Below are 23927 nucleotides of genomic sequence, written 5' to 3' on the forward strand. Positions count from 1 at the left end.
CCCATTAAAATGTTGCGGGCAGCGCAAGCAATTGATACATCAGCGTACGTGCCATACGTATCTGTCCTTTTGTACTGGGATGTAAACGGTCATACCCTGCGTCGTAGAAGTAAAGCAGTTGTTCTTCCACCATCGGATTCAGCCCGGTTACCGCATTAAAATCAATCACGGGCACTCCCCACACATTACCGGCCTCCTTGACAGCCTGTACGTAGGCATCCACATATTCACCACAACTATTCTGATAGTTTTCATCCGGTTGCACGTTCTTCTCTCCAAAATCCGCCTGGGAGCGGTGCAACGGAGTTAATAGTACAATCTGCTTATCCGGGAACAGTTGTTTCAGTCTGTTGATTCCTATGTTGATACGTCCTTTATACGTGTTTTCATCCATTATAGGCGTACGTTTCTTGCGGGTTTCCAGCTTTTTGGTCTGTCCACGGGCTGCCATCACCTGTTCTTCTGTTTCCGTAAACCACTCTCCGATAGGCACACCGTCATTAAAATCATTCGTACCCATCAGAATCAAGATAGCATCCACTTCTCCCCCGTGTTCCTGCTTCAGTTTCTCAGCCTGGCGGGGCACATCATTCCATTGTCTGCCGCTGATACCATATACATAAGGAGTAATCCCCAGCCATTCCTGCAGGAAATCCCAGTATTTCTTTATCTTGTCACCATAGCAGTTGGGATCTGTAATAGAGTCTCCCAAATATCCCACTCTTTTTCCTTGCCACGGATGCCGGACAGCTCCATTATTCGTTTCAGCAGAGTTTGCAACTTTAGATGTTTGATTCTGTCCGCACAGAAAAGAGGAACAGAAAAACAGAATGGTACATGTGAGTAATAATTTGCTTTTCATCGGTATTATACATTAAATGAGAGATTTGTATCTAATATCCTGCAAATGTAATTCAAAAATAGGTAGTTTCAATCAATTTGGGCATTCAATCTCATCCATACAACCGGACAGACAAACGGGGCCCTATTTGACTATTCTTGCTAAAATGCAGGTTTACAGTATTTTTTCATCAAAGTTATCATTGAGTTCTACACCTAAAATCCTATCTTTGTCACAAACTAAAAGAAAAATTGGATGTTTAACTCATTTTCATTCCATAAGGATTCCGTTCTGTAAATAATCTGTAAGCCTTCCTCTCATTACAGATTATCCCTTATGTTTTCTGACATACTCTTGTCAGAGTTATTTTCTATATCTAAATTTTAAACTATTTGTATGGTCAAATGATCACAAGCATCGTCACATGCCTTCATTTACCGTACAGCTAAAACATTAAAAAACAATGAGTAACGAATTAAAAACAATCCACGAATTCGATTTCACACTGATATGCAATTACTTCAAAGGACTAAAACGCCAAGGTCCGGGAAGCCCTGAAGTCACACAAAAAGCTCTAAGTTTCACCAACGAACTGTCTGACAAAGCTAGAATAGCCGATATTGGCTGCGGCACAGGCGGACAGACAATGACATTGGCCAACTATACGAAAGGACAAATCACAGGTATCGACCTTTTCCCCGATTTCATCGAAATATTCAACAGAAACGCAATAGAAGCCCATTGCGAAGACAGAGTAAAAGGTATCGTCGGCTCTATGGACGCTTTGCCGTTTCAAAAGGAAGAACTCGATCTGATCTGGTCCGAAGGAGCTATCTATAATATAGGATTCGAACGCGGCATGAATGAATGGAACAAGTTCCTGAAGAAGAACGGATTCATCGCTGTAACGGAAGCATCCTGGTTCACCCCGGAACGCCCCTCCGAAATAGACGACTTCTGGATGGCTAATTACCCGGAAATCGATACGATTCCGAGAAAAATAGCGCAAATGGAAAAAGCCGGATATATCCCGACAGCCCATTTCATCTTACCGGAAAATTGCTGGACCGAGCATTTCTATGCTCCCCAATTCCCGGTTCAGGAAGCCTTTCTGAAGAAGTATGCGGGAAATGAAGCTGCCGCAGACCTCATCGCCGGTCAACGGCACGAAGAGAGCCTATATAATAAGTATAAAGAATACTACGGCTATGTATTCTATATAGGACAGAAAAGAGATTGACTATCTGCCGGAGAAGTTAGCAAGATAGGATAACTCTCCGGCATTTATTATCCTTTATTTTGCAGAAGATATGGAAACGAAAGATATAAATAAGGAAGAATATCAGTTACGGATCAACAAAGTGACCGATTATATCCATCAAAACATTGACCAACCGTTATCATTACAGAAAATGGCGGGTATCGCATGCTTTTCCCCTTTCCACTTCCACCGCGTATTTACAATCCTGACCGGCGAAACGCCTACGGATTATATCAAACGCACCCGGATTGAAAAAGCAGCTCTATTATTAAAACGAAACAAGGAACTTTCCGCCACCGAAATTGCCGCCCTTTGCGGCTTTAGCAGCCTTTCGCTGTTAAGTCGCAATTTCAGGCTGCATTTCAATATGACAATCCGGGAGTTCCGGTCACTAAAATAAAACGCTAAAGAATATGGAAAAAGAAAATAAGATTCTGATTTTTCGAACTTCTATCACCAAAAAATGCGACATCAAACGCATAGGAAAACTTTTGGCAGAGTTCCCTCAAATAGACAAATGGAATGTGGATTTTGAGGATTGGGAGAAAATATTAAGAATCGAGTGCAGTGATATCACTGCACTTGAAATATCGGAAGTACTCCGAAATAATCATATTTTTGCCAGCGAACTGGAATAAAACGGAGGGGAGAAAGTCTCAAACTCCCAACAATTGTTTCAATTCGGCCATTCCTTCAGAAGCCCCCTGCTGAATTACATGTATCGAACGGGAAGTATGTGTATCTACCGGTTTCGGATCAATCAGATACACCTCTGCTCCTCTCGGTACATAATGAAGCAGCCCCGCCGCAGGATATACATTAAGCGATGTACCGATAATGACGAAAATGTCCGCTTTCTCCACATATTGAATAGCCGTTTCAATCTCCGGCACAGCTTCTCCAAACCATACAATGAAAGGTCGTAATTGAGTGCCGTCGCCAGCCTTGTCTCCCATCTTCACTTCATATTCTTCCGGTTTCAACTCTTTTATAAATTGAGGATTATATGGATCTCTGCTGGAACATACTTTTGTCAGTTCGCCATGCAGATGAATAATGTGGCTGCTTCCGGCGCGTTCATGCAGATTATCTACATTCTGTGTCACCACCGTTACATGGAAATTTTTCTCCAGTTCCGCCAACAACTCATGCCCACGGTTCGGTTTCACTTCTAACAACTGTTTCCGGCGTTCATTATAGAAATTAATCACTAGAGCCGGGTCCCGCTGATAACCTTCAGGAGTAGCCACCTGCTCCACAGGATATTTATCCCACAAACCGCCTGCATCTCGAAATGTACTAATCCCGCTCTCGGCACTCATCCCCGCCCCCGTCAAAACTACCAGATTTTTCATTACTATTCCTCCTTCTTTTTTTAATAGCCACACAAATGTAATCAGAATCATCGAATAAAAGAACACTTTTTTATGCTTAATCTAATCCGAAGCATACGAAACTAAAAATGCAAGATACTGATAATTGGCAGCATTTATGCCAACATCTATCCGTCTGACAGCTGCCAGACAATTAATTGCCTGCATAAACAAACCTAAACAATAAGAATAAACAGATTAAATTCCACCAACAAAAGGACTAATTCTTTAAAAAAAAGCGATTAACTTTCACAGATATAAGAATTTTTAAATAGCAAATGCTAAATCATTCAAATAAAACACGTACTTTTGCGTTTCATAAATTTGCAATTGATTGAAAGTTAAAACCATGAAGGTGATACATTTCAATCGCCAACAAAAAACATTATATGGATAAATTCAGTTACGCTATTGGCCTCGGAATTGGTCAAAACTTATCAAGCATGGGAATTGGAAACCTTGCGGTAGAGGATTTCGCACAAGCAATCAAAGACGTATTAGAAGGTAATCAGACAGCTATCAGCCACAATGAAGCCCGCGAAATAGTGAACAAATATTTCGAAGAATTGGAATCTAAGATGGGTGCCGTTGCTATTGAGCAGGGACAGGCATTCCTCGAAGAAAACAAAAAAGGACCGGGTGTAGTTGTCCTTCCCAGCGGATTACAATATGAAATCATCAAAGAAGGGACAGGTAAAAAGCCGAAAGCTACCGATCAGGTAAGATGCCATTACGAAGGCACATTGATTGACGGTACACTGTTCGACAGCTCTATCCAACGTGGAGAACCGGCTGTATTCGGTGTCAACCAAGTAATCCCGGGATGGGTGGAAGCTTTGCAGCTGATGTCGGAAGGTTCTAAATGGAAACTGTATATTCCGTCAGAACTCGCATATGGCGCAAGAGGTGCCGGAGAAATGATTCCTCCTCATAGCACACTCATTTTTGAAGTAGAATTACTCGAAGTATTATAAATAAAAAATTTCAAAGCAAAATGAAAAAAGTTAGTATTTTTATGGCAATCGCCGCTGCAGCAAGTCTTGCTTCTTGTACAGCTCAAGCTCCTAAAGCAAATCTGAAAACAGACATCGACTCACTGTCGTATTCTATCGGTATGGCTCAGACTCAAGGTCTGAAGGGCTATCTGACAGGTCGTCTGGATGTTGATACTACTTACATGGCAGATTTCATCAAAGGTTTGAACGAAGGTGCAAACAAGACTAGCAAAAAAGACATCGCTTACATGGCAGGTCTGCAAATCGGTCAGCAAATCAGCAACCAGATGATGAAAGGTATCAACCAAGAATTGTTTGGCACAGACTCTACTAAAACTATCAGCAAAGAAAACTTCCTGGCAGGTTTCATCGCAGGTACTTTGGAAAAAGGTGGTATGATGACTATGGAAGCAGCTCAAGAATATACTCGCACAGCTATGGAAACAATCAAAGCAAAAGCTTTGGAAGAAAAATATGCTGACTATAAAGCTGAAAACGAAAAATTCCTTGCTGAAAACAAGACTAAAGACGGCGTAAAAACAACAGCAAGCGGTCTGCAATACAAAGTAATTACTGAAGGTAAAGGTGAAATTCCTGCTGACACTTGCAAAGTGAAAGTGAACTACAAAGGTACTTTGATCGATGGAACAGAATTCGACAGCTCTTACAAACGTAACGAACCGTCTACTTTCCGTGCTAACCAAGTAATCAAAGGTTGGACAGAAGCATTGACTATGATGCCTGTAGGTTCTAAATGGGAACTTTACATCCCGCAAGAACTTGCTTACGGTGCAAGAGAATCTGGCAACCAAATCAAACCATTCTCTACTTTGATTTTCGAAGTTGAACTGTTAAGCATCGAAAAAGATAAAAAATAAGAAAGTTCTTTTCTAAATAGAAAAAGGAAAGAGGCGCAAAACGTTTGCGCCTCTTTTTTTGCTTTTTCCTATTTTTTTTCTTGAAAAAGATGAATAATTAAAATAAATCTCTATATTTGCTTACTATTTGATAACAACAGGAAATTACAATTTATTATTATGGAAAGAATAGACAACCTCGACAGGCAGATCCTAGAGATTATCTCCCAGAATGCCCGCATCCCTTTTAAAGACGTAGCTGCCGAATGTGGAGTGTCACGCGCAGCTATTCATCAGCGTGTGCAAAGACTGATTGACCTAGGTGTCATTGTAGGCTCCGGTTACCATGTGAACCCGAAATCATTGGGCTACAGAACTTGTACATACGTGGGTATCAAGCTGGAAAAAGGCTCCATGTACAAATCTGTCGTAGCGGAATTACAAAAGATTCCCGAAATTGTGGAATGTCATTTCACTACAGGCCCGTACACAATGCTGACAAAACTTTATGCATGCGACAACGAACATCTAATGGATTTGCTGAATAACAAAATGCAAGAAATACCGGGTGTAGTAGCTACCGAGACTTTGATTTCTCTGGAACAGAGTATCAAGAAAGAGATTCCCATTCGCGTTGAAAAATAATTGTGATGGAGTTTCTAAATGAATATCACCTTGCAGGGTTATTCATCGGAATCTGTACCTTTTTGATTATCGGCCTTTTTCACCCCGTTGTGGTAAAGGCCGAATATTACTGGGGCACAAAATGCTGGTGGATATTCCTGGTACTCGGCATTGCCGGTGTAATTGCCTCATTAAGTATCGATAATGTGATCTTATCTTCTTTGTTAGGCGTGTTTGCGTTTTCTTCCTTCTGGACGATCAAAGAGGTTTTCGAACAGGAAGAACGGGTACAAAAAGGATGGTTCCCCAAGAATCCGAAGCGCAAATATAAATTCTAGAAGCAAAGGATTACAGTTTTTTCTCGAAAGAATTTGCATAATTCGATGAAAAATACTACTTTTGTCACCGCATCCAGTTAATGGATACATCGGGCTTTTAGCTCAGTTGGTTAGAGCAACAGACTCATAATCTGGAGGTCCTTGGTTCAAGCCCAAGATGGCCCACCTCTTACACTTATTTAAGTACAAAAAGCCGCTAAAATTGCAGTTTTAGCGGCTTTTTTGCGTTCAACAACATAGGCAATCGAAAAAAGGGGCAGTCCGAAAACCCTGTGGGTATGTTAAATCTACCCTGTTAGTTTGCATAATCTAAAAATAAAGAATGGTATATCTCCGACTCCCCTAAACTGTGCTCTGAACGCTTTAATTTTTGCATTGAATGATTCTGCAAATGCATTCGTTTCCCTGTTAACGAAATAGTTTAGTATTGTTTCATAATAGTTCTGCATGGTATTTGTTACGGTTCTGAAACATCCGTATCCAAGCTTTTCTATTTTATTGTACCACAAGGCAAGCTTTCCACGTGCCACATCCTTGTCATAGTGCTTATTATACACATTGGTCAACTCTATAGCTAAGTCGTAAACTGATTTCAATTCCGGATAATATTCGAATATGATTTCCGCACGTATTCTTTGGGATTCAGTCCATTTACTAAAATGCTTGACAAGTACATGCTTAGCCCTTGCCAGCAGCTGCTTACGGGTATCACCATTGGTATATCGAAACGGAACATACTCTATATTTTGCTCTCTGCACCGCTGAATTTCATCGTTCTCTAAATCCCGGGCCATTCAGAGCCGATATATAGACATCTGCAAGCTGGCGAAGAAGAAAATGTATATCCCGCTGGATATTCTTCTCGTAGAACCGGAGCAGCCCATAAAGGAACCCGTCACTATGCCTCTGTTTGAAGCTGCGACAGCCGCGGAACCGACCGGGCAAAACGTACCGGACGTGTCGGTGTCACCGACAACGGTAGAACCTACTTTCGAGAAAGTTCCGGAAGATTTCCAGAACTTTCCGGAAACTTCCGGAAACCTTCCGGAAAAAATCGACAAAGAAAAGAAAAGAAAAGAAAAAGAAAACAAAGAAAAGTCCTCCTCTATCCCCCTACCGACTATCGGAGACCTCACGGAGGAGGAAGCGAGAGCTTTGCTTTCTTCCACTCCGTTGGGGAGAAACAAGCCTGAAACGACCATTGCAACAGGTAGCAATACTGCTTCCACAACTACCGGGAAACGCCCGCCACAAGTGGAGGAGGTGGCGCGCGAACAAAAGCCACGCAATCCCAAAGGGCTGATAGAGGCCCTAAGCCCTTACAATCTTTCCCCCCGGGAGCTTGAGGAGGTGCTCAAACTGTCCGGACATGGCGAAATAGGAAATCCCGTATGGCAAATTCTAGGCGAAATGCACGGGAACAAACGCCTGCGGATGCCCCGGTTGTTCCTGTTGAAGCGGCTACGGGATGCCGTGGGGTTGATAGCGGGCAGCAGTCACGGAGATGACGGAATAAAAAACAAATCGGCTTCATAGCCTCACAAAAAGCAACAACGATGAGCGAAAAAGTAAGCACGATCACCTTGCGACTGACTGCCGAGGAAGTCACGCAGCTTGAAATTTTGAAGAATCTTACAGGAAAGCGAACGGCCAGCGAAGCAATCAAACACGTTGTGCGGGAGTACCCCCGTTTCTGTACCCACTACAAGCAGGAAGCGAAGGAACACGGAGAACTGAAACGAAAATACCGGGAGCAGGGCGAAGCCGTGCGGGGTTTTCTGTCGGCACTCGACAGGTTGGAGAAAGCGGTCAGGGAAAAAGAGTAGGGGAAATGATTGCTAGCAAAATACGCTCCGGAAGATCTTGGCCAATGAAAGATTTGCTATCACATTTTTCCGGATCAGCTGCTGCAGCTCGGGAATAGTGCTGGCAAATGTTTCATCCTGGAAAAATATGATAGCAAATCTTTCCTACTGCAGCCGATGTGAGTTATACAGCTACCGGTTCCCCTTTGATAAGGGAGATTTCCAGTGCGTTTTCAATCTTGGTCAAAGTTTCGAGTGAAAGGTTCTCCCGTCCTCTCAACACCTTTGAAATGTATTGCGGGCTGCAATTCATTTTTTCAGCCAATTGCTTTTGGCTCATTCCTAATTCTTCCATCCTGTCCAGCATCAGCATGGCAATATTTTGCGAATGTCGGAGCCAAGACTTGTTTGTTTCAAGGAAGTCAAACAGCTCACGCCATTTCGAAGGCGTTGGAGAAGAATGTTCTTCAAGCCTTTGTGCGATAGATTTCATACTATTTTCCATACTATTCCTCCCAAATTATAATTCACTAATATACTCTATAAACCCTTCGTCATCAATAATTCCTTCTTCAAGCAAGTAGCGTCGAACCCTGTCTATTTTCACAAGTTCCTGCCTGGTGTGCTCTCTTTCCTGCATCGTAGCCGTCAGCTTGATGGCGCCTCCGGTGATGATGTAGTTGCCTTGAATCAATTTGATAGCGTATAACCGGAGCCATGACGAGTGACCGTATTTACGTTTTAACCGGGCCTTTTCTTTTTGCAGCATCACATCCGAAGCTTGGTTGTTGTCCAGCGGACGGAATATCTTGCTTAAATCGGTTTCCGGGGAGATGTCCATTATGATGTACGAAGGCGTTCACTATCTTCAATAGTATCGCTGATAGCTTCTTTTATATCCGTTATTTTAAAATAGGCGTTCAAAGTCGTCAATGTTCTCCTTGAAGAAAGCGCGTAGCCAAACCACGTCGGCCCAGTTGTTGAACACCTTATAAAATTCGTTATCATCCTCGCCTTCAAAGTGTACAGCCCATAATTTTCGGTCTCCAGTAATGTCGTCAAATGTCATATCTCCTTGTTTTATAGCAAGACAAAGATACGCAAAAATAACGAGATAATAAACTTATAGGTTGATTGTTTAGCAAGAAAAATGTTTTATTTAGTTGGTTTAGTGGTTGTCTGGTAGGTGGTGGTATCTGTGTCCCAGTCACTGATGTCCGGTTCGGGTAGTATTTCTCCCTGATTGTTGGTGCTATCTTGGTTGTGTGACAGTATTTCTGTTTTTTTGTTATTTTCCGATTCAGCGGGAAGCATAGGTTCGCATCCGCTCACCAAGTGAATGATAATCATCACGAATATGATGATGGCTCCTAACACCAAGTTACCTTTGATATTTCGATGAGCCCCTCCTATATACCTGTCAAACTGGCTATAATTCCAAAGTTTTTCAAAGCCTTACACAAACCGTCATTCTCAACGGTATCAGTAATAAAATCGGCTGAAGCCTTGACAGCCTCCGATGCATTTCCCATAGCTACTCCGATTCCGGCAGCTTTCAACATAGGGATATCATTACCGCCATCACCACAAGCCATTATTTCCGCCATCTCAATTCCATAATAATCGGCAAAAGCAGAAATTCCGGTTGCCTTACTGATTCCTGCAAGATTCACATCAGCAAATAAAGGATGCCAGCGTGATAAGGAAAGGTTAGGCAGAAGCGGCATTACTTGCTGTTCTATTTCATCATCGATATAAAAACAAAGCTGACAACACTCTTTTCTTTCAAATAGTTCTTCAATGTCTACAACGGCAGGGATGGGATGTTCCACGATTTTGGCAATCCGTTCGACAGTCGGAGTCAGCCGATTGACAAACACGCCTTCATCCAATTCAATAGCGACTGCGAAATCAAAAGCCTTTGCTATTTCCATGGCTTTCTTAAAATCATCCTTTGGAATAAGGTGTCTCCTTATCACAGTGCCATCCAGTAAGACACAGTCAGCTCCATTCAATGCTATAATTCCATCATACGGAACAGCAGCTATTTCATGAAGGTCACCTGCTGCTCTGCCGGTAGCAATGACTATTCGAATCCCACGGTCATGAATCTCCTTAAGGGCTTCAACAGAAGATTGCAATACTTCATGAGTTTCAAAACTCACCAATGTTCCATCCACATCGAGCATGATTGCTTTTATCATAACATCTATATTTTTTTTATTTACAGTCTATTACCCAGCGACAAAGTTACTGAAAAAATCCCCATAGCAGGTATACCACCAATACATAAAATAAAAAAGGCAAAAGGAAACAAGATCCTTTTGCCCTATACCTATTGATACCTACTGAAAAATGATAGTTAACGTTTAGCGGAAGTCCTTCAACTCTTCCTGTAATTTCTGACGGGTAAAGAATATGCGGCTTTTTACAGTACCTAACGGAAGATTCAACTTTTCTGCGATCTCACGGTACTTGAATCCTGAAATATGCATAGCAAATGGAACTCTGTATTCTTTAGGCAGAGCATTGACTACGCGGTGCATTTCCTTTAAATCGTAAGCTCTTTCTGTACTTTCAAAACCTGACTCTTGTGGCAGATTCAGATGATAGAGGTTTTCAGTCTGATCGACAAAAGTCTGATCGCGCACTACTTTGCGGTAATTATTAATAAAGATGTTCCGCATTATAGTATACATCCATCCTTTAAAATTTGTGTCGGGGGTATATTTGTCTTCGTTATCCAATGCTTTTAATGAGGTTTCTTGTAACAAATCGTTTGCTTCTTCACGATCGGTTGTCAGTTTGTATGCGAAGCGGAGTAATTCATCCTGTACTCCTATCAGATCTTTCCTGAAGGTTAAACTTTTCATATACGCTATTTTTAAATTGTGAGTATTCGTTTTTATAATTTTGATGTTGCAAGTTTACGGGTTTTCAACAAATGTGGCAGGTGAAGAACAGACATTGTTTAGGGGAAAATCTATCGGTTGATAGAATTTAGGTCATTTCTGATAGTATTCGGGTGGTTTTTAATCCGCATTACAGCAAAAATCCCATTTTGAAGTCACACCTGACTCAAAATGGGATAACACAAACAAAACAAACAATATTAGCGATTTTCACAAACAGCTGTCTTTTTATATTAAAAAATTCATAAGACTTAATTTAAAATCTGTCGCTTAAACATTCTTTTTATGGGGGCAAAAGTATTATTTTCCGGCAAAATGGAACGTATGATTTAAGAATAGTTATAAAGAATAATTGTTTTATGTATAAAAAATTGTGTCCAAATATAAAGAATTGTATCTCATAACTAGTATAAAAAGTGGCATAAATTAGTCTTTCGACGATATTTTATAATATCTCACACATTCCAAAGTGATGTAAATTCTCCTACTTCTTTTTTCACGTAAGAATTAATTTCTATATTTGGGCAATGTACAACCAAATACCAATTTATTATCCATGACTGATACTATTTCTTATCAATATGCAGCTCCTTCTACACTGCAACGGTCGGCCGATCAAGACGAACTGTTTCTTGCCAAATATAGCGAAATAGAAAAGAAAGAAGCTCCCTGTTTCTTTTGGGGAAAGCTGACACAACCTTATATGACGGCACGTTGCCTCATTGCATTATCCAACGTTGTGCAATCCAGTTTCAATCTGACACCAGCACAGCTTGCAATGCTGAAAGACCCAATTGTAACGGCTGGAAATAATCGTTTGCGCTTTGAAGGATTTTCTAATTGTGCAGGTGTATACGCCAGGGTCGATGTACTTCCTGATGGACACGACGGAGAATTCTTGGAAAACGGGACAACGAATGTAGATTTTAATCCCGGAATGATTTCTGCTTTAGGAGGAATAGGCAGACAGGAAAATGTAGTAATGTCGGTCGGTCCCAAAGAAGTGGGACTCTATAATAAAGGTGAGAAGGTGATAGAGCGAAAAGTACCTCTGCCCGTGAAATGGATAAAGGGGCTGACTACGGTGCAAATTTATCAATCCGTTGCCGAAAAGGTCTTTTCCTTCAATCGCATACAAACCCTGCAACTCTTCCAGACACTTCCGAAAAGTAGTGTGAAATGTGATTATTATTTAGTGATGCGTGGTCAAAAACCGGCCTTTTCACCGGTGAAAAGTATGAATGCCATCTGCATCGGAGGACTCCATCGTTTGCGCTTGCTCGAGCCTTTGCTTCCCTTTGCCGATGAGTTGAAAGTATTTGTGCATCCTACTATGCAATCTACTATCTGGCAACTTTATTTCGGTCCGGTCCGCTTCAGTCTTTCTCTTTCCCGCGAATGTTGGAGAGGATTTTCCGGAGAAGGTGCCGCACTGGAATCTCTGCTCGAAGACGTACCTGAAAGATGGATAGAGGCGATGGATAAATACAGTTACGCCAATCAACAGTTCAACCCCACTCTTTTTGCCATAAAAGAACATATTGACCTGGATAAGGTAGATTCTCTCTCGGCACGATTGGCAGCAATGGGGTTGCTGGGATTTGATTTGGATGAAAACAGTTTCTTCTACCGCCGTCTGCCTTTCAAAACCGAACGTATTTTGAGCCTCAATCCCCGAATGATAGCCGCTGAAAAGTTGCTGAAAGAAGAAAAAGTAGAAATCATTTCGAATGACGGTAACCGGACAGAAGCCCGTGTTGCAGGAAGCGGAGGAGTGAGGCATACCGTCATTCTGGACAGAGAGAACGAAAAAGAGCGTTGCACTTGCACCTGGTTTAGCAGCAATCAGGGAGAACGGGGAGCTTGCAAACATATTTTGGCAGTAAAGAAACTAGCGCAATGGAAGAACTAAAAAAAGAACTGGAGAAGTTATCCAAAGCTTATGTGGATACTCCGGAGAATGAAGAGAAGATATTAATCCCTTTTATCAAGAGATTATTGGAGTTGCCAATGAAGGACAGGCGGAAGTTGCTGCCGCTAATCCGGGAATTACAATGGATAAAAGGCAGGTTCGCTGGTTTCAGCAGTGAGACAACCTGTAGTCCGGCACGGGCACATTTTTTATCGGCAGTACAGTTTGTATGTGCCAACAAACGGGAGGTGGATATGGCATATCATGTGAAGTTTGATATGCTCTGCAAACTACTCCCACTTTACAACCCTGCCTGGCTGACAGACTTTATCAACGATGACAAAACATGGTTCAATTTCGATCTCAATTACGAAGAACTGATGCAGCTCATGGACATGGGATACCTCAAAGAAATTACGCCAAACCGCATAGCGCATGTACTCCCCTGGATTACCCTCATTAGAAAAAAGGGAGGCAAAGGAGACGATACTTTCAACAGTGAGCTATTACTCAAGCGGGATATTACACTGAAAGAGCACATCTGGACGCTTTTCGAACACGAATCAATCATCGGTTATCAGGATGACTGTGCCAAAAATGCTTATAAGAAAGGGATCACAACACGGGATGAAAGTATCAGTGCGGCCCTCTATCGCTATTCATTGGACGGTCATCTGGATAGAGAACGGCTACTAAGAACCACCCTCGCCACTTTTCACCGGAGCTTCAAAAAAGACATGGCAGGATGGTTTGCCAAATTCTTTGAAACGCTGCAACCGACCACCGGAGAATTGTTATCCTTACAGGAAGAGATCATGCAAACATTCACTTCTTCCTACACCAAACCGGTAAATATAATGTTGCAACAGTTGAAGAGCATTGCAGACGAAGAAGGATTCCGCTATCAGGAATTCATCGAACGGGCAACCACCCTTTTCTTCTCCAGTCCCAAGAACTCGCTATTAACCATTTACTCCATCTTTGAAAAGATCGTTGCGCAACATTCTGAGATGAAAGAGCCTTGTTGTATCACTCTCTGCCAACTATTTTTGAAGAAGGACGAAAGCCTGCAAAAGAAAGCTGCCAACTTTATTTCAAAGTATGGAGACGCCTCTTCGTCCAATCTCCAAGAAACACTACAGTCTTATCAACCGGAGATGTTTCAAAGTGTGCAAGCGATACTCGCATCTTTCAAGCCACAGTCTACAGAGCCACACCTTGCAGAAGAAGCAAATGCAACAGATACAAGTACGACAGAAGACATTCTTCATACAGAAGGAAAGAATACAGAAAGAAATAGTACTGATAAATCCCTCCTCTCCGAAGAGCCATCTCTGGAAGCCGTCCGCATTTGCCGGGAAGACAATCGTATTCCATTCCCTGCCAACAAAGAAGATTTCCTGTTCCAGCTTAGCCGTTTGTTCGACATGGAGGAGAACTGGGAGGTAGAAACAACGATTGCCGCTATCATTGCTTTCCATCCCCAACTGGATAAAGAAGACCTCAACCGGATGGAACCTATTTTCCAACGGGCAGCTAATATTGTTGCCAATAGTTGGGAACCATACGAAGATCTCCTTGCCACTTTCCTATTGGAATACCAACGCTTATGGGCACAGACAGACGACCCTAATACAGGAGTTTTGAGAAACATATTCACTCGGCTGGAAGAGAAACTGAAAGGAATAGATAAAAACAGAGGAGCTTACGACGAACGTTCCTTCAAACGACTTGCTGACTGGCAACCCGGTTATAGCAACGCAACCTGTTTCACCCCCATCAAGCAGTTATGGCTGAATGTGATCCGCAAAATAAAAGAAAGAAATACATTGCCATTGCTTTCTACTCCCACTCATACCCCGGCATACCTACAAGCCACCGAACTGATACGCCGGCTTGCCGCATATCAGGAAGTAGGAAAGAAACCCTGTTCGTGGGATTTCCAACTGGCTATTGCCCGTTGTGCCATGGAAGACAAAGAAGAAGCCATCGTCACCGCCCGGCAACTGTTGCAAGATGAGTATCTGCATCTCTCCCTGTTCTTATTAGACGAAAACACGCAACCCGAACCGCCCTACAACCATCCGACCGCTTGGGTAGCCGCCGGACTGGTAAAAGCACCGGAGACAGAATTTGAAGCATTCAAGTCTTTCGCCTGTAACACATTGCCACACAAGCATCTGACAGGAGACTACGAATGGAAAGAAGTGAAACCCAAAGAAAACTCATACGAAACGGACAGACGCCTGCTCCAACTTGATTTTCACAAATGGCACAAATATATCGAACGCAACAGCCATCAGCTATGGCAGGAACATCTGATTATTAACAGTAAATACAACATGGATGACTCCCGCTACATGGAACCTCTATTGTGTTGTTACCCTAACCACCCGGAACCGTTGATAGCCCGGATTATCTCCTGCTACATGGCGTTCGGCACTCCACAGGAAGACAGCAAACGTACTCTTGCCTGTGCCTTACGTATGTTATTGTCTTTCCATTGCCCGCTCAAAGAGATGAGTCTGCTCCTGTTAAGCGGTTCACTGCTTTTTGTAGACAAAACAGTCCGTTCCTATGCAGCAGAATTATGGGTGGAAGGACTCTCCACAGGGAGAATAAACAACCACCGGGTAGGAGAAATCCTGGCCCGGCTTATCAGCATGGAACTTGCTCCGTTAAAACGCTTCACCACACAAGTGTACGAAAGCATGTACAAACGAAGTGCTTTCCACAACCGCCAACTGGAAGAACTGCTCACTGTATTTATCAGCGGATTGCCCGACAAACCCGTCACCGGACTCAAACAACTGCTCGAACTCTATCTGGAACTATTGACCATCAACCACAGCAAGGTTACGAACGAACGACTCCTGCAACGCCTGCAAGAATGGGCAACGAACAGCAATCTGAAGAAAGTGACCACTTCACTCAACAAACTATAATAAATTCATGATTATGACCATAGAAGAACGCCTCAACGAAATAGTAGAAAAGCAACAGGGTGATGACATCATCCCCTTTCTGCAAGGACTTACACAGGAAGAGCGAAAGGGGCTTGTCCCCTGCCTGAACAAACTGGAAGAATACTACAGTAAATTCGTGCAACTTAACGAGAATACATACGGTACACGGGCAACTTCCGTACAGCATCGTATCATCAATCTTACCGCCCTCGTTGTCTATTCTCTGAAAGAATTCCGCAAATACGAATGGGGAATCAATACGGAGGAACTGAATGAATTGATCCCGTGGTACATTCCCTCCTGGCTCGATAGCTTCTTCAAAGAAGGTGAAAGCAAAGAATTCGACGGTTTCTACGGAATGAATTACGAGATCCTGATGGATTGGATAGAACAAGGAGTACTCACCATAACACCCTCTCCACAAACCATCGCGAAGTATCTGGTGAACTATCTGAACAATACAGATTTCCTGCAAAAACGGGTAATCACACTCAAAGAGCATATCTGGTATCTGTTCCAACATGACTGCAGACAAAACTGGGCAGACAGCCGTACGAGTGGACAACCTTATTTCTCTTTCAGATACTTCGTAGAACACGGACAGCTAGACCGTATGCGTGTATTAAGGGAATCTCTGCTCGCTGTCAACCGAAAAATGAACAAGAACTTATGCGGCTGGTTTGCAGGCATGTTTACCGCACTTAACCCCAGCATAGAAGAGCAACTCGCATTACAACCGGAAATATTCGCCGTCCTGTCTGCCCCTCACAGCCGCCCGGTTAATACCATACTCGGACTGCTGAAAGGCTTATGCGTTCATCCACAATTCCGGATCGAAGAGTTTCTGAATCAGACTTCCGTTCTTTTCGCTTCAGATGTGAAGGCAGTCCACCAAAACACATTGGCCGTACTTAACAAGCTGGCAAAAGAAAGAAAAGAATTTCGTGACACCATCTGTTGTGTTGCCGCACAAGGATTAATGAGCCGGGAAGAATCCACTCAAAGCAAGATAGTCAAACTGATCCTGACGTATGGAGAGACGGAATCCGCCACATTAAGAGAAGCACTCTCCGTATATACGGAAACAATGTTGACAAACACTAAAAAAGAGCTGAAGGCTTATCTGGAAAATAACGAATCCGGCCATACTTCTGCCTATAATGAAGCGACTCCCGCCCACTTCGGACAGCCCGATAACGATTCCGCCTCTTTCGTGTATGAGCCAATACTTCCCATTATCCGTGAGGACAACCGGATACAGGAAATCGCTTCTCCCGAAGACCTGATATTTCTTGCCAGCCAAGTGCTGGATGTGAACGAGATCTATCACTTCGACCTATTACTCGGTGCCTTAGTGCAATGGGACCGGCAACAGGAAGCGAAACAAATCTCACAATGGACACCCATCCTTCAACGCGCCTACAAACTACTGATAAACGGAGGAAGTTCACGAAACGGCCTATTAGACCAACTAATGGCAACTTTTCTCCTTGATTATGCAAAGCTACTGGTTAAACGCTTCCCTAAAGAAGCAAAAGAGCTAAGCGACTTACATCAGAAAATGGTACAGAAAGACGAACTGCAGAAAGGTAAATGGGGCTATCGAAATCTGCAGAAACTCACCATCCGTCAGAAAACAAACCAAAAAGAGAAATTCCCCGTTCACAAGCAGCTATTATGCCGCACACTAGACCTTTTGGAAAGCAAGGAGAAACCTTTACCCCTATTGTCCACTCCCACCCATATACCTATGTTTATTGCTCCGGCAACCCTGATAAAAAGATTAAAACAATATCAACTAGCAAACGCCGAGCCAGACGATATGGATATGCAAACGGCACTCTCGCGAGTGGCACTAGATGATTCATCGCAAGAACTCCCTATCATCCTTCAAGACTTAAAAGGAGAATACCAACGTTTACTTTCTTTCTTATTGGGAGCAGAAGACGCACTCCCTCAAGCCCCCTTCACCCATCCTTCCTGGTGGATGACAGCAGGACTCGTCAAGTCGCCGGAGACAATCTACTCCGAATTCAAAGATTTCTCTTATAGTAAAGGGCCACGTGAATTCCTGACCGGAAACTTTGTATGGAGAACTTATCTGCACACTGACTCGTATATCGATTACAACAAGAAAAAAGTAGAATGGACCTCCGCTATTCTTAATTTCGATATCCCGGAAAGCAAGAACTCTCATATCGTCAATAAAGACGAATATAATGAGAGAATCAATTACCATTCATACGATCCTCATCCGTTAGTGGTCGAAATGTACCCGCTGATAGAACGTTACGACGATATACAGAACGACTTGCCACGTTTGGCATGGTTAACTCCCAATATGCCTGAACCATTATTGGTATGGTGCATCCGCAGTGCCATATATTATCCGATGCTAAATGAGGTCAGGGAAATAGGCATCACCAAAGCCACCATCGAAGCGCTTCATCAGTTAAGACACACCTGGCATGAGACGTCTTACATACTGGAAGCCAGTTGTATGTTGGTAGCAGATAAGACTTCCCGTTCTTACGCCGCCGAAATCTGGATAGACCGTGTCGGCAAAGGATGTATAGACAGTGAACACATAGGTAAAATCTTAGGTTCACATCAACACACCGGCTGGGGACCGTTGAAAAGACTCACCGATCTGATACAGCAACAAATGATGAATGTCAGCCCCCTGCACAACCGGGAACTGGAGAAACTAATCGTGGCAATGCTGGCCGAACTTCCGGAAAAGCCGATAAAAGATTTAAAAAAGTTGTTGGAGATATATGCAGAACTGTTGTCAATCAACAACAGCAAAGCCAAAGATGAACAGGTTTTGCACCTGTTGGACGTTTGGAAAGGGGTCGCCAATCTGAAAAAAACAGTGGCTAATATCCAACATTAAGAGAAGCGGTTGGAGTTACTTAATCTCTTGCGTTGTGTCAACGTATTGGCACGACCCGATCACTTAAACAATCAGGATTTAAAGGTAGTTTATTGGAGCTAAAGCCAAAAAGAAGTATCTTTGGCACACAAAATACCAAAGTTTGAATGATCATTCTAAAATATAGTTTAACCATCTTCTGTTTGCTGCTGACAGGATGCTCCTTCTTTTCCGACCAAAAGGAGAAGGAGGGTCCCACCCTGACGGAATACGAATATACACCGGACGATATGCAATCCGGCGAAGAATGTACCACCGTCTCACCGCCACCGCCAGAGCGAAGCGCAATGGCTCTCTATATGGACTCACTAGGACTTGTCAATGTAACCGATCTGGATAGTAGCCTCGTTGTCAAACTAATGTATACGCAGGCTGATAATTTCACGGGCGAAGTGCTTTACGATAGCCTAACGGAAGCCTATCTGCATCCGGATGCGGCATACGCTCTTATAGAAGCACAAAAAGCCTTGAAAGAGCTACATCCCTCTTATAGTCTTATCATTTACGATGCAGCCCGCCCCATGTCGGTACAAAAGAAAATGTGGAACGTAGTGAAAGGAACGTCCAAATATAAATATGTCTCCAACCCAAACCGTGGAGGCGGACTACATAACTACGGGCTGGCAGTAGACATCAGTATTCAAGACTCTTTAGGGCAGCCTTTACCTATGGGAACCAAAGTAGACCATTTGGGTGTGGAAGCTCACATCACAAACGAAAACGAACTGGTACATAACGGAAAAATGAGTGAAACAGAACGTCAGAACCGGATATTGCTGCGAAAAGTAATGAAAGAAGCCGGGTTCCGTGCATTACCCAGTGAATGGTGGCATTTCAATTTTTGCAGCCGGGATGTAGCCAGACAGAAATATAAGTTAATACCATAAATCGGCACTCGACAAGACCATAACCGGTGCTCAACGATTCAGTGTAATATCCTATAACACAATAACGCTATGATACAAATTTCCCCCGAAACTCTACTTTTCATCCGCGAACATTCATCGGAGGATGTACGCGCACTGGCTTTACAAGCTAAAAAGTATCCGGATATAGATATGCCGACTGCCATCACCCAAATTGCAGGAAAACAGGTTGCCGCCGAAAAGATTCCCTCATGGTGGGCAATAGAAAAGATATGGTATCCGAAACATCTGTCGCTAGAGCAATGCTCTTCTGAAATCACTGCCCGCTACAAAGCCCGTCTTTCGCAAGGAGATTCTCTGACCGACCTCACCGGAGGCTTCGGCATAGACTGTTCTTTTCTTGCCACCGGATTCAAGTCCGCCACTTATGTAGAACGTCAGGAAGAGCTTTGCGAAATAGCCGCACACAACTTTCCCATACTGAATCTAAACCATATAAACGTAAGAAATGAGGACGGAGTAGCCTATCTGCAAACAATGTCCCCCGTAGATTGTATCTTCCTCGACCCTGCCCGCCGCAATGAATACGGCGGAAAAACGGTCGCCATCTCCGACTGCGAACCGAACGTAGCCGAACTCGAAGATCTTCTGCTTAGCAAAGCCAACCGGGTAATGATAAAACTCTCTCCCATGCTCGATCTTTCAGTAGCACTGAAAGAGCTGAAACATACACAGGAAGTTCATATCCTATCCGTCAATAACGAATGTAAGGAACTGCTAATCCTACTCGGACAAACATCACCGGCAGAAATCGCCATTCATTGTGTAAACCTCTTCACGAAAAGGATTCAAGAAGAACAACACTTCGTATTCACCCGCGAACAAGAGCAGCGTAGCGAATGTACTTATACCGAATCTTTAGAAAATTACCTTTACGAGCCGAATGCATCTCTTCTAAAAGCCGGTGCCTTCCGCAGTATCGCCGCAGTCTACTCTGTCCGGAAACTGCATCCCAACAGTCATCTTTACACCTCCGATACTTTCATCGAAAACTTCCCCGGAAGAATCTTCCGGATTGTCAACCACTGTAGTTTCAATAAAAAAGAAGTAAAGGAAAATCTGGCAGATCTGAAAAAAGCAAATGTGACTGTCCGTAACTTCCCCGCCACAGTAGCCGAACTTCGCAAACGGCTCCATCTGACAGAAGGAGGAGATACCTACCTATTTGCCAGCACGTTAAATAATGGACAAAAAGTTATCATCCGCTGTGAGAAAGTCTGAACTAGTACCCACAGCTACCTGCGCACACTTGCACAAGGCGTAAGCTGGGATGGGCAATACCTCTTCCGTCCTCTCAAACGCTTTATCTTTGGAGGAACCTACACCGGATTTTCTTCCAAAGGAAGCCATCCTGAAGGAAAAGACCATTTATGGATTCATTTCATCGGCACGCAAATCGGAATGTGTAATGCCAATACCAAACATTGGCAAATCCGGGTGACAACCGGTCCTGGCGGAGTCATTCTGCGAAACAACAGCGAAGTATTCGGCAACACACGAAAAGTGAGAGCCTTCACTATCGGTCTACTCACCAATGCCAATGTTACCTATAAGCTGAGTCCCAACCTAGGAGTCAGTCTAGGAGTACAATATATGTATAGCGAACTACTTAGAATGAGGACTCACTATCACGGAGAAAAGGTTATTGTAAAACTCGATTCAAATGATGATGCCAACCTCACACGACTAAACGTCACTACGGGATTATCCTATTATTTCTAACATTCACTAAAAAAAGCAATATGAAGAAATATATACTCATTCTCTTTTCCATCATCAGCTTCTGGAGTTGTACGGAAGATGAATCGATCGATATCACCGTTTTGCCTTCTGCCACCACTACAGGCGCCAACACATTCGGTTGCCTGATGGACGGCTGGGTTTATGTGGGAGGACGCTACCTGAATTGGGGACACTCATATAGATCAATACCGGTGTAAAAACAAACTTTTAATACGAACTAAATCACACTATTTATTCCTTTAAAAGGAAGCCCCCGTTGGTTTAAAAGGAACGGGAGGTTGGTTTAAAAGGAAGAGGGCGTTCCTTTTAAACCAACAAATCAAAAAAATCGAAGCAATTATGTAAATTTATAAATCACTAATATACAACAGAATATGAATATAAAGATTTAAATTCTCTTGATGATATAAATTCTACTCTCAGTGAAAAAACACACAACCCGAGGTGTTCCTTTCGTGATGAAAAGGACACCTTTTTAGTAATATTCTATCGCCTACCGATTAGTAGAAGTCCCGTAAGCCTACGATCAATCCAAGCAAAAACTATTCAGATCTATTTTCTTCCCCCGCCTTATTGGAAGGATTATTGCTTTTCTGATACTCTTTGGGAGTGGTCGTCTCATTTCCATCCCGAACTGCCATATAATGCGGTGACATAATTTCAATGCCGGCCTCATTAAATTTATCCTGAATATTCTGATGCAAATCCGAATAAATCTGTGCCATCTTATCTGCCTGTTTGATATAAGCATTAATTTGATAGACCGGATACCAATCGCTCAAAGAAGTTTCCAACACAAACGGACGTGGATCATCCACCACTCCGGGAGTGTTCAACGCAGCATCAATCAGTATCTGATTAACCTGCCGCCAGGGAATATCATAACCGATAGATACTTCCGAGTGAATAATCAGTCCATATTCACGCGCCGAAGTACTGTAGTTCACCGTATGAGACGACATGATAAATGAATTGGGAACAGTCACAACCTCATTTTTGGGAGTCCGGATACGGGTGACAAGAGGAGTCTTTTCGATGATATCACCTGTGGTATCATTCAATTTGATCCGGTCGCCCATCTTGAACGGACGCATATAAGTAATCACCAGTCCGGCAATAATATTACCGATAACCGTACTTGACCCGAGCGAAACGATCAATCCGACAAATACCGAAATACCCTGGAACACACCGGAATCGGAGCCGGGGAGATAAGGGTAAATCATCGCAATCATAAATGCATAGAGCAGGAAACGGGCGATATGGAAAGTCGGCATCGCCCAATCCGGGTAGAAGCCATTGATTTTGAGTCGCCCGGCTTCCACTTCACGTGCCAGATACAAGACGAGACGTACCAGGTACTTCACGGCATACCAGATGACGATGATGGTAAACAGTTTGGGCACATAGTCGATAATACCCACAAAGATACCGCGAATCGGATTCCATATATACCCCAACAGTTGATATGCCAGTCCTTCTGTCTGCGGGAAGATGATAAAAATCAACGGTACGGTAAACAGTAGCTGCAATCCCATCAGTATATACCGCCCGATACTGGACAGGAACACTAACAGGTTCGCCTGTTTCTGCGCATCCAACAATTCATATCCCTGGATGGATACCGGTTTTATCTTCGTGTCTTTCAGGCGCAGAATACGCGCTTTCAGTTTACGGAATAACCAGTTAGTCAAGCGGAACAGGAAATACTGTCCAACAATTACCAACACAAAATAGAGCACACGCTTTGCCATACGCCAAAGTCCGTGCTCGGCTTTCATCTCATGCAGTTTGGTAATGACACTCTGTTGTCTTTCCTTAGCTAGCGAATCACGGGAAACTCCTTCCCACAAGGCATCCTGATCGGTAAGAGAAAGTAGTACTTTGCTGCCGTACATCAAATCGGAAACTATGTCCGAATGGTCGATAGCAACAGAATCAGGTTGTAGATTAAAGCGTCTTCCTATTTCTTCAATCGCCGCACCGGTCATTTGGGCACGTTGCTGAGGAGTATATCCACCTCGTTTGGTGAAAAGGTAAAATAAGGTATCATCGTCCGCCACTACCGGTATTCCCTTAGTGAACTGCCGCAGGGAGTCGATGCGCTGTCGTTGCTGTGCATATTTTACGGAGTCGGCGGTAGCCATCTGGAGCTTCATCTGCTCCATTTCCATCCTCATATTCGCCTCATTGAGCCGGGCTTCTTCCAATGCTTTCTGCATATTCGCCAAGTGGATAGAGTCCGAATCCCGTTTCAAAGGAACATGTCCGCCCGTTATTGTATCTCCGGCAAATATCTTCTTAACCGCCTGTTCCAACTGTGCTTGCGCCCCGATTGCCAGGAAAGAAAAGAACAACACTAGTAACGACCGTTTTATTTTATTTATTTCCATACCTTATATTCCTTGATTATAATTAAGGTTAATCTAACATTTCATT

At 43.2% G+C, this 23927-nt stretch carries 22 protein-coding genes, 1 tRNA gene and 3 pseudogenes; 17 read left to right on the top strand and 9 right to left on the bottom strand.

What is annotated here, in order from left to right; genetic code table 11:
- Positions 1–4 precede the first annotated feature (4 nt).
- Positions 5–862 carry an SGNH/GDSL hydrolase family protein gene (locus GD631_RS03610; RefSeq protein WP_143258945.1) on the bottom strand — a complete coding sequence of 286 codons (858 nt, stop codon included), beginning with the start codon at positions 860–862 and terminating at the stop codon, positions 5–7.
- A 442-nt stretch (positions 863–1304) separates the two neighbouring features.
- Here GD631_RS03610 and GD631_RS03615 point away from each other — a divergent pair, with 442 nt between their 5' ends.
- The 3 genes from GD631_RS03615 (at position 1305) to GD631_RS03625 (ending at position 2740) form a co-directional block, all read left to right on the top strand.
- A complete protein-coding gene (locus GD631_RS03615) occupies positions 1305–2081 on the top strand; it encodes a class I SAM-dependent methyltransferase (protein WP_143258944.1) in 777 nt (258 codons plus the stop codon).
- Positions 2082–2151: 70 nt separating this feature from the next.
- Positions 2152–2502, top strand: coding sequence for a helix-turn-helix domain-containing protein (locus GD631_RS03620; protein ID WP_143258943.1), 351 nt, complete (start codon positions 2152–2154; stop codon positions 2500–2502).
- Between the two features lie 13 nt (positions 2503–2515).
- Positions 2516–2740, top strand: a complete 225-nt coding sequence (locus tag GD631_RS03625) for a hypothetical protein (RefSeq protein ID WP_143258942.1) — start codon at positions 2516–2518, stop codon at positions 2738–2740.
- Between the two features lie 18 nt (positions 2741–2758).
- Here the strand turns inward: GD631_RS03625 and GD631_RS03630 are convergent, their stop codons facing one another.
- Positions 2759–3457: an SIR2 family NAD-dependent protein deacylase gene (locus tag GD631_RS03630; RefSeq protein ID WP_143258975.1), complete on the bottom strand. Its 699-nt coding sequence runs from the start codon at positions 3455–3457 to the stop codon at positions 2759–2761.
- A gap of 407 nt (positions 3458–3864) precedes the next feature.
- Between GD631_RS03630 and bamJ (GD631_RS03635) the strand changes: the two genes are divergently transcribed.
- The 5 genes from bamJ (GD631_RS03635) (at position 3865) to GD631_RS03655 (ending at position 6454) form a co-directional block, all read left to right on the top strand.
- Complete coding sequence (gene bamJ / locus GD631_RS03635) at positions 3865–4449, top strand: BamJ family beta-barrel-assembly machinery protein (RefSeq protein ID WP_143258941.1); 585 nt, start codon at positions 3865–3867, stop codon at positions 4447–4449.
- Positions 4450–4469: 20 nt separating this feature from the next.
- Positions 4470–5348: a BamJ family beta-barrel-assembly machinery protein gene (gene bamJ / locus GD631_RS03640; protein WP_143258940.1), complete on the top strand. Its 879-nt coding sequence runs from the start codon at positions 4470–4472 to the stop codon at positions 5346–5348.
- A gap of 159 nt (positions 5349–5507) precedes the next feature.
- Positions 5508–5972 (top strand): Lrp/AsnC family transcriptional regulator, encoded by a 465-nt coding sequence (locus GD631_RS03645; RefSeq protein ID WP_004302580.1) that lies wholly within the window; start codon positions 5508–5510, stop codon positions 5970–5972.
- Positions 5973–5977: 5 nt separating this feature from the next.
- Complete coding sequence (locus tag GD631_RS03650; RefSeq protein ID WP_004296605.1) at positions 5978–6289, top strand: DUF4491 family protein; 312 nt, start codon at positions 5978–5980, stop codon at positions 6287–6289.
- Between the two features lie 91 nt (positions 6290–6380).
- Positions 6381–6454 (top strand) — tRNA-Ile (locus GD631_RS03655).
- A gap of 122 nt (positions 6455–6576) precedes the next feature.
- Here the strand turns inward: GD631_RS03655 and GD631_RS03660 are convergent.
- Entirely contained in the window at positions 6577–7083 is a 507-nt protein-coding gene (locus GD631_RS03660) for a transposase (RefSeq protein WP_370511914.1), read from the bottom strand.
- Between GD631_RS03660 and GD631_RS03665 the strand changes: the two are divergent.
- Positions 7073–7825: pseudogene (locus tag GD631_RS03665) on the top strand (DUF4373 domain-containing protein); the annotation flags it as partial. The gene GD631_RS03660 and the pseudogene GD631_RS03665 sit on opposite strands and share 11 nt — an antisense overlap.
- Positions 7826–7845: 20 nt before the next feature.
- A complete protein-coding gene (locus GD631_RS03670) occupies positions 7846–8115 on the top strand; it encodes a hypothetical protein (protein WP_143258939.1) in 270 nt (89 codons plus the stop codon).
- A gap of 163 nt (positions 8116–8278) precedes the next feature.
- Here the strand turns inward: GD631_RS03670 and GD631_RS03675 are convergent, their stop codons facing one another.
- The 5 genes and pseudogenes from GD631_RS03675 to GD631_RS03695 form a co-directional block, all read right to left on the bottom strand.
- Positions 8279–8599, bottom strand: a complete 321-nt coding sequence (locus GD631_RS03675; protein ID WP_143258938.1) for a helix-turn-helix domain-containing protein — start codon at positions 8597–8599, stop codon at positions 8279–8281.
- A 15-nt stretch (positions 8600–8614) separates the two neighbouring features.
- Positions 8615–9163: pseudogene (locus tag GD631_RS03680) on the bottom strand (hypothetical protein).
- Between the two features lie 86 nt (positions 9164–9249).
- Positions 9250–9471, bottom strand: coding sequence for a hypothetical protein (locus GD631_RS03685; protein WP_223225875.1), 222 nt, complete (start codon positions 9469–9471; stop codon positions 9250–9252).
- 32 nt (positions 9472–9503) lie between these two features.
- A complete protein-coding gene (locus GD631_RS03690) occupies positions 9504–10298 on the bottom strand; it encodes a Cof-type HAD-IIB family hydrolase (RefSeq protein WP_143258936.1) in 795 nt (264 codons plus the stop codon).
- 165 nt (positions 10299–10463) lie between these two features.
- Positions 10464–10967 carry an RNA polymerase sigma factor gene (locus GD631_RS03695; protein WP_143258935.1) on the bottom strand — a complete coding sequence of 168 codons (504 nt, stop codon included), beginning with the start codon at positions 10965–10967 and terminating at the stop codon, positions 10464–10466.
- A gap of 595 nt (positions 10968–11562) precedes the next feature.
- Here GD631_RS03695 and GD631_RS03700 point away from each other — a divergent pair.
- From GD631_RS03700 to GD631_RS03730, 7 genes and pseudogenes are all read left to right on the top strand, one after another.
- Positions 11563–12918 carry an SWIM zinc finger family protein gene (locus GD631_RS03700; RefSeq protein WP_143258934.1) on the top strand — a complete coding sequence of 452 codons (1356 nt, stop codon included), beginning with the start codon at positions 11563–11565 and terminating at the stop codon, positions 12916–12918.
- On the top strand, positions 12906–15863 hold the full coding sequence (locus GD631_RS03705) for a DUF6493 family protein (RefSeq protein WP_143258933.1): 2958 nt from the start codon (positions 12906–12908) through the stop codon (positions 15861–15863). Before GD631_RS03700 ends, GD631_RS03705 begins: the two co-directional genes overlap by 13 nt.
- Before the next feature lie 13 nt (positions 15864–15876).
- Positions 15877–18780, top strand: coding sequence for a DUF6493 family protein (locus GD631_RS03710; RefSeq protein ID WP_143258932.1), 2904 nt, complete (start codon positions 15877–15879; stop codon positions 18778–18780).
- A gap of 146 nt (positions 18781–18926) precedes the next feature.
- On the top strand, positions 18927–19706 hold the full coding sequence (locus GD631_RS03715) for a M15 family metallopeptidase (RefSeq protein ID WP_143258931.1): 780 nt from the start codon (positions 18927–18929) through the stop codon (positions 19704–19706).
- A 69-nt stretch (positions 19707–19775) separates the two neighbouring features.
- Positions 19776–20966 carry a THUMP-like domain-containing protein gene (locus GD631_RS03720; RefSeq protein ID WP_185911570.1) on the top strand — a complete coding sequence of 397 codons (1191 nt, stop codon included), beginning with the start codon at positions 19776–19778 and terminating at the stop codon, positions 20964–20966.
- 18 nt (positions 20967–20984) lie between these two features.
- The gene (locus tag GD631_RS03725) at positions 20985–21467 is read left to right on the top strand and encodes a hypothetical protein (protein WP_143258930.1); all 483 of its coding nucleotides are present in this window, start codon (positions 20985–20987) and stop codon (positions 21465–21467) included.
- 20 nt (positions 21468–21487) lie between these two features.
- Positions 21488–21667: pseudogene (locus GD631_RS03730) on the top strand (Riean_0653 family protein); the annotation flags it as partial.
- A gap of 363 nt (positions 21668–22030) precedes the next feature.
- Here GD631_RS03730 and GD631_RS03735 read toward each other — a convergent pair.
- The gene (locus GD631_RS03735) at positions 22031–23881 is read right to left on the bottom strand and encodes a mechanosensitive ion channel family protein (RefSeq protein WP_143258929.1); all 1851 of its coding nucleotides are present in this window, start codon (positions 23879–23881) and stop codon (positions 22031–22033) included.
- Between the last annotated feature and the right edge of the window lie 46 nt (positions 23882–23927).

This window comes from Bacteroides luhongzhouii, from assembly GCF_009193295.2.
Taxonomy (GTDB): Bacteria; Bacteroidota; Bacteroidia; order Bacteroidales; family Bacteroidaceae; genus Bacteroides; species Bacteroides luhongzhouii.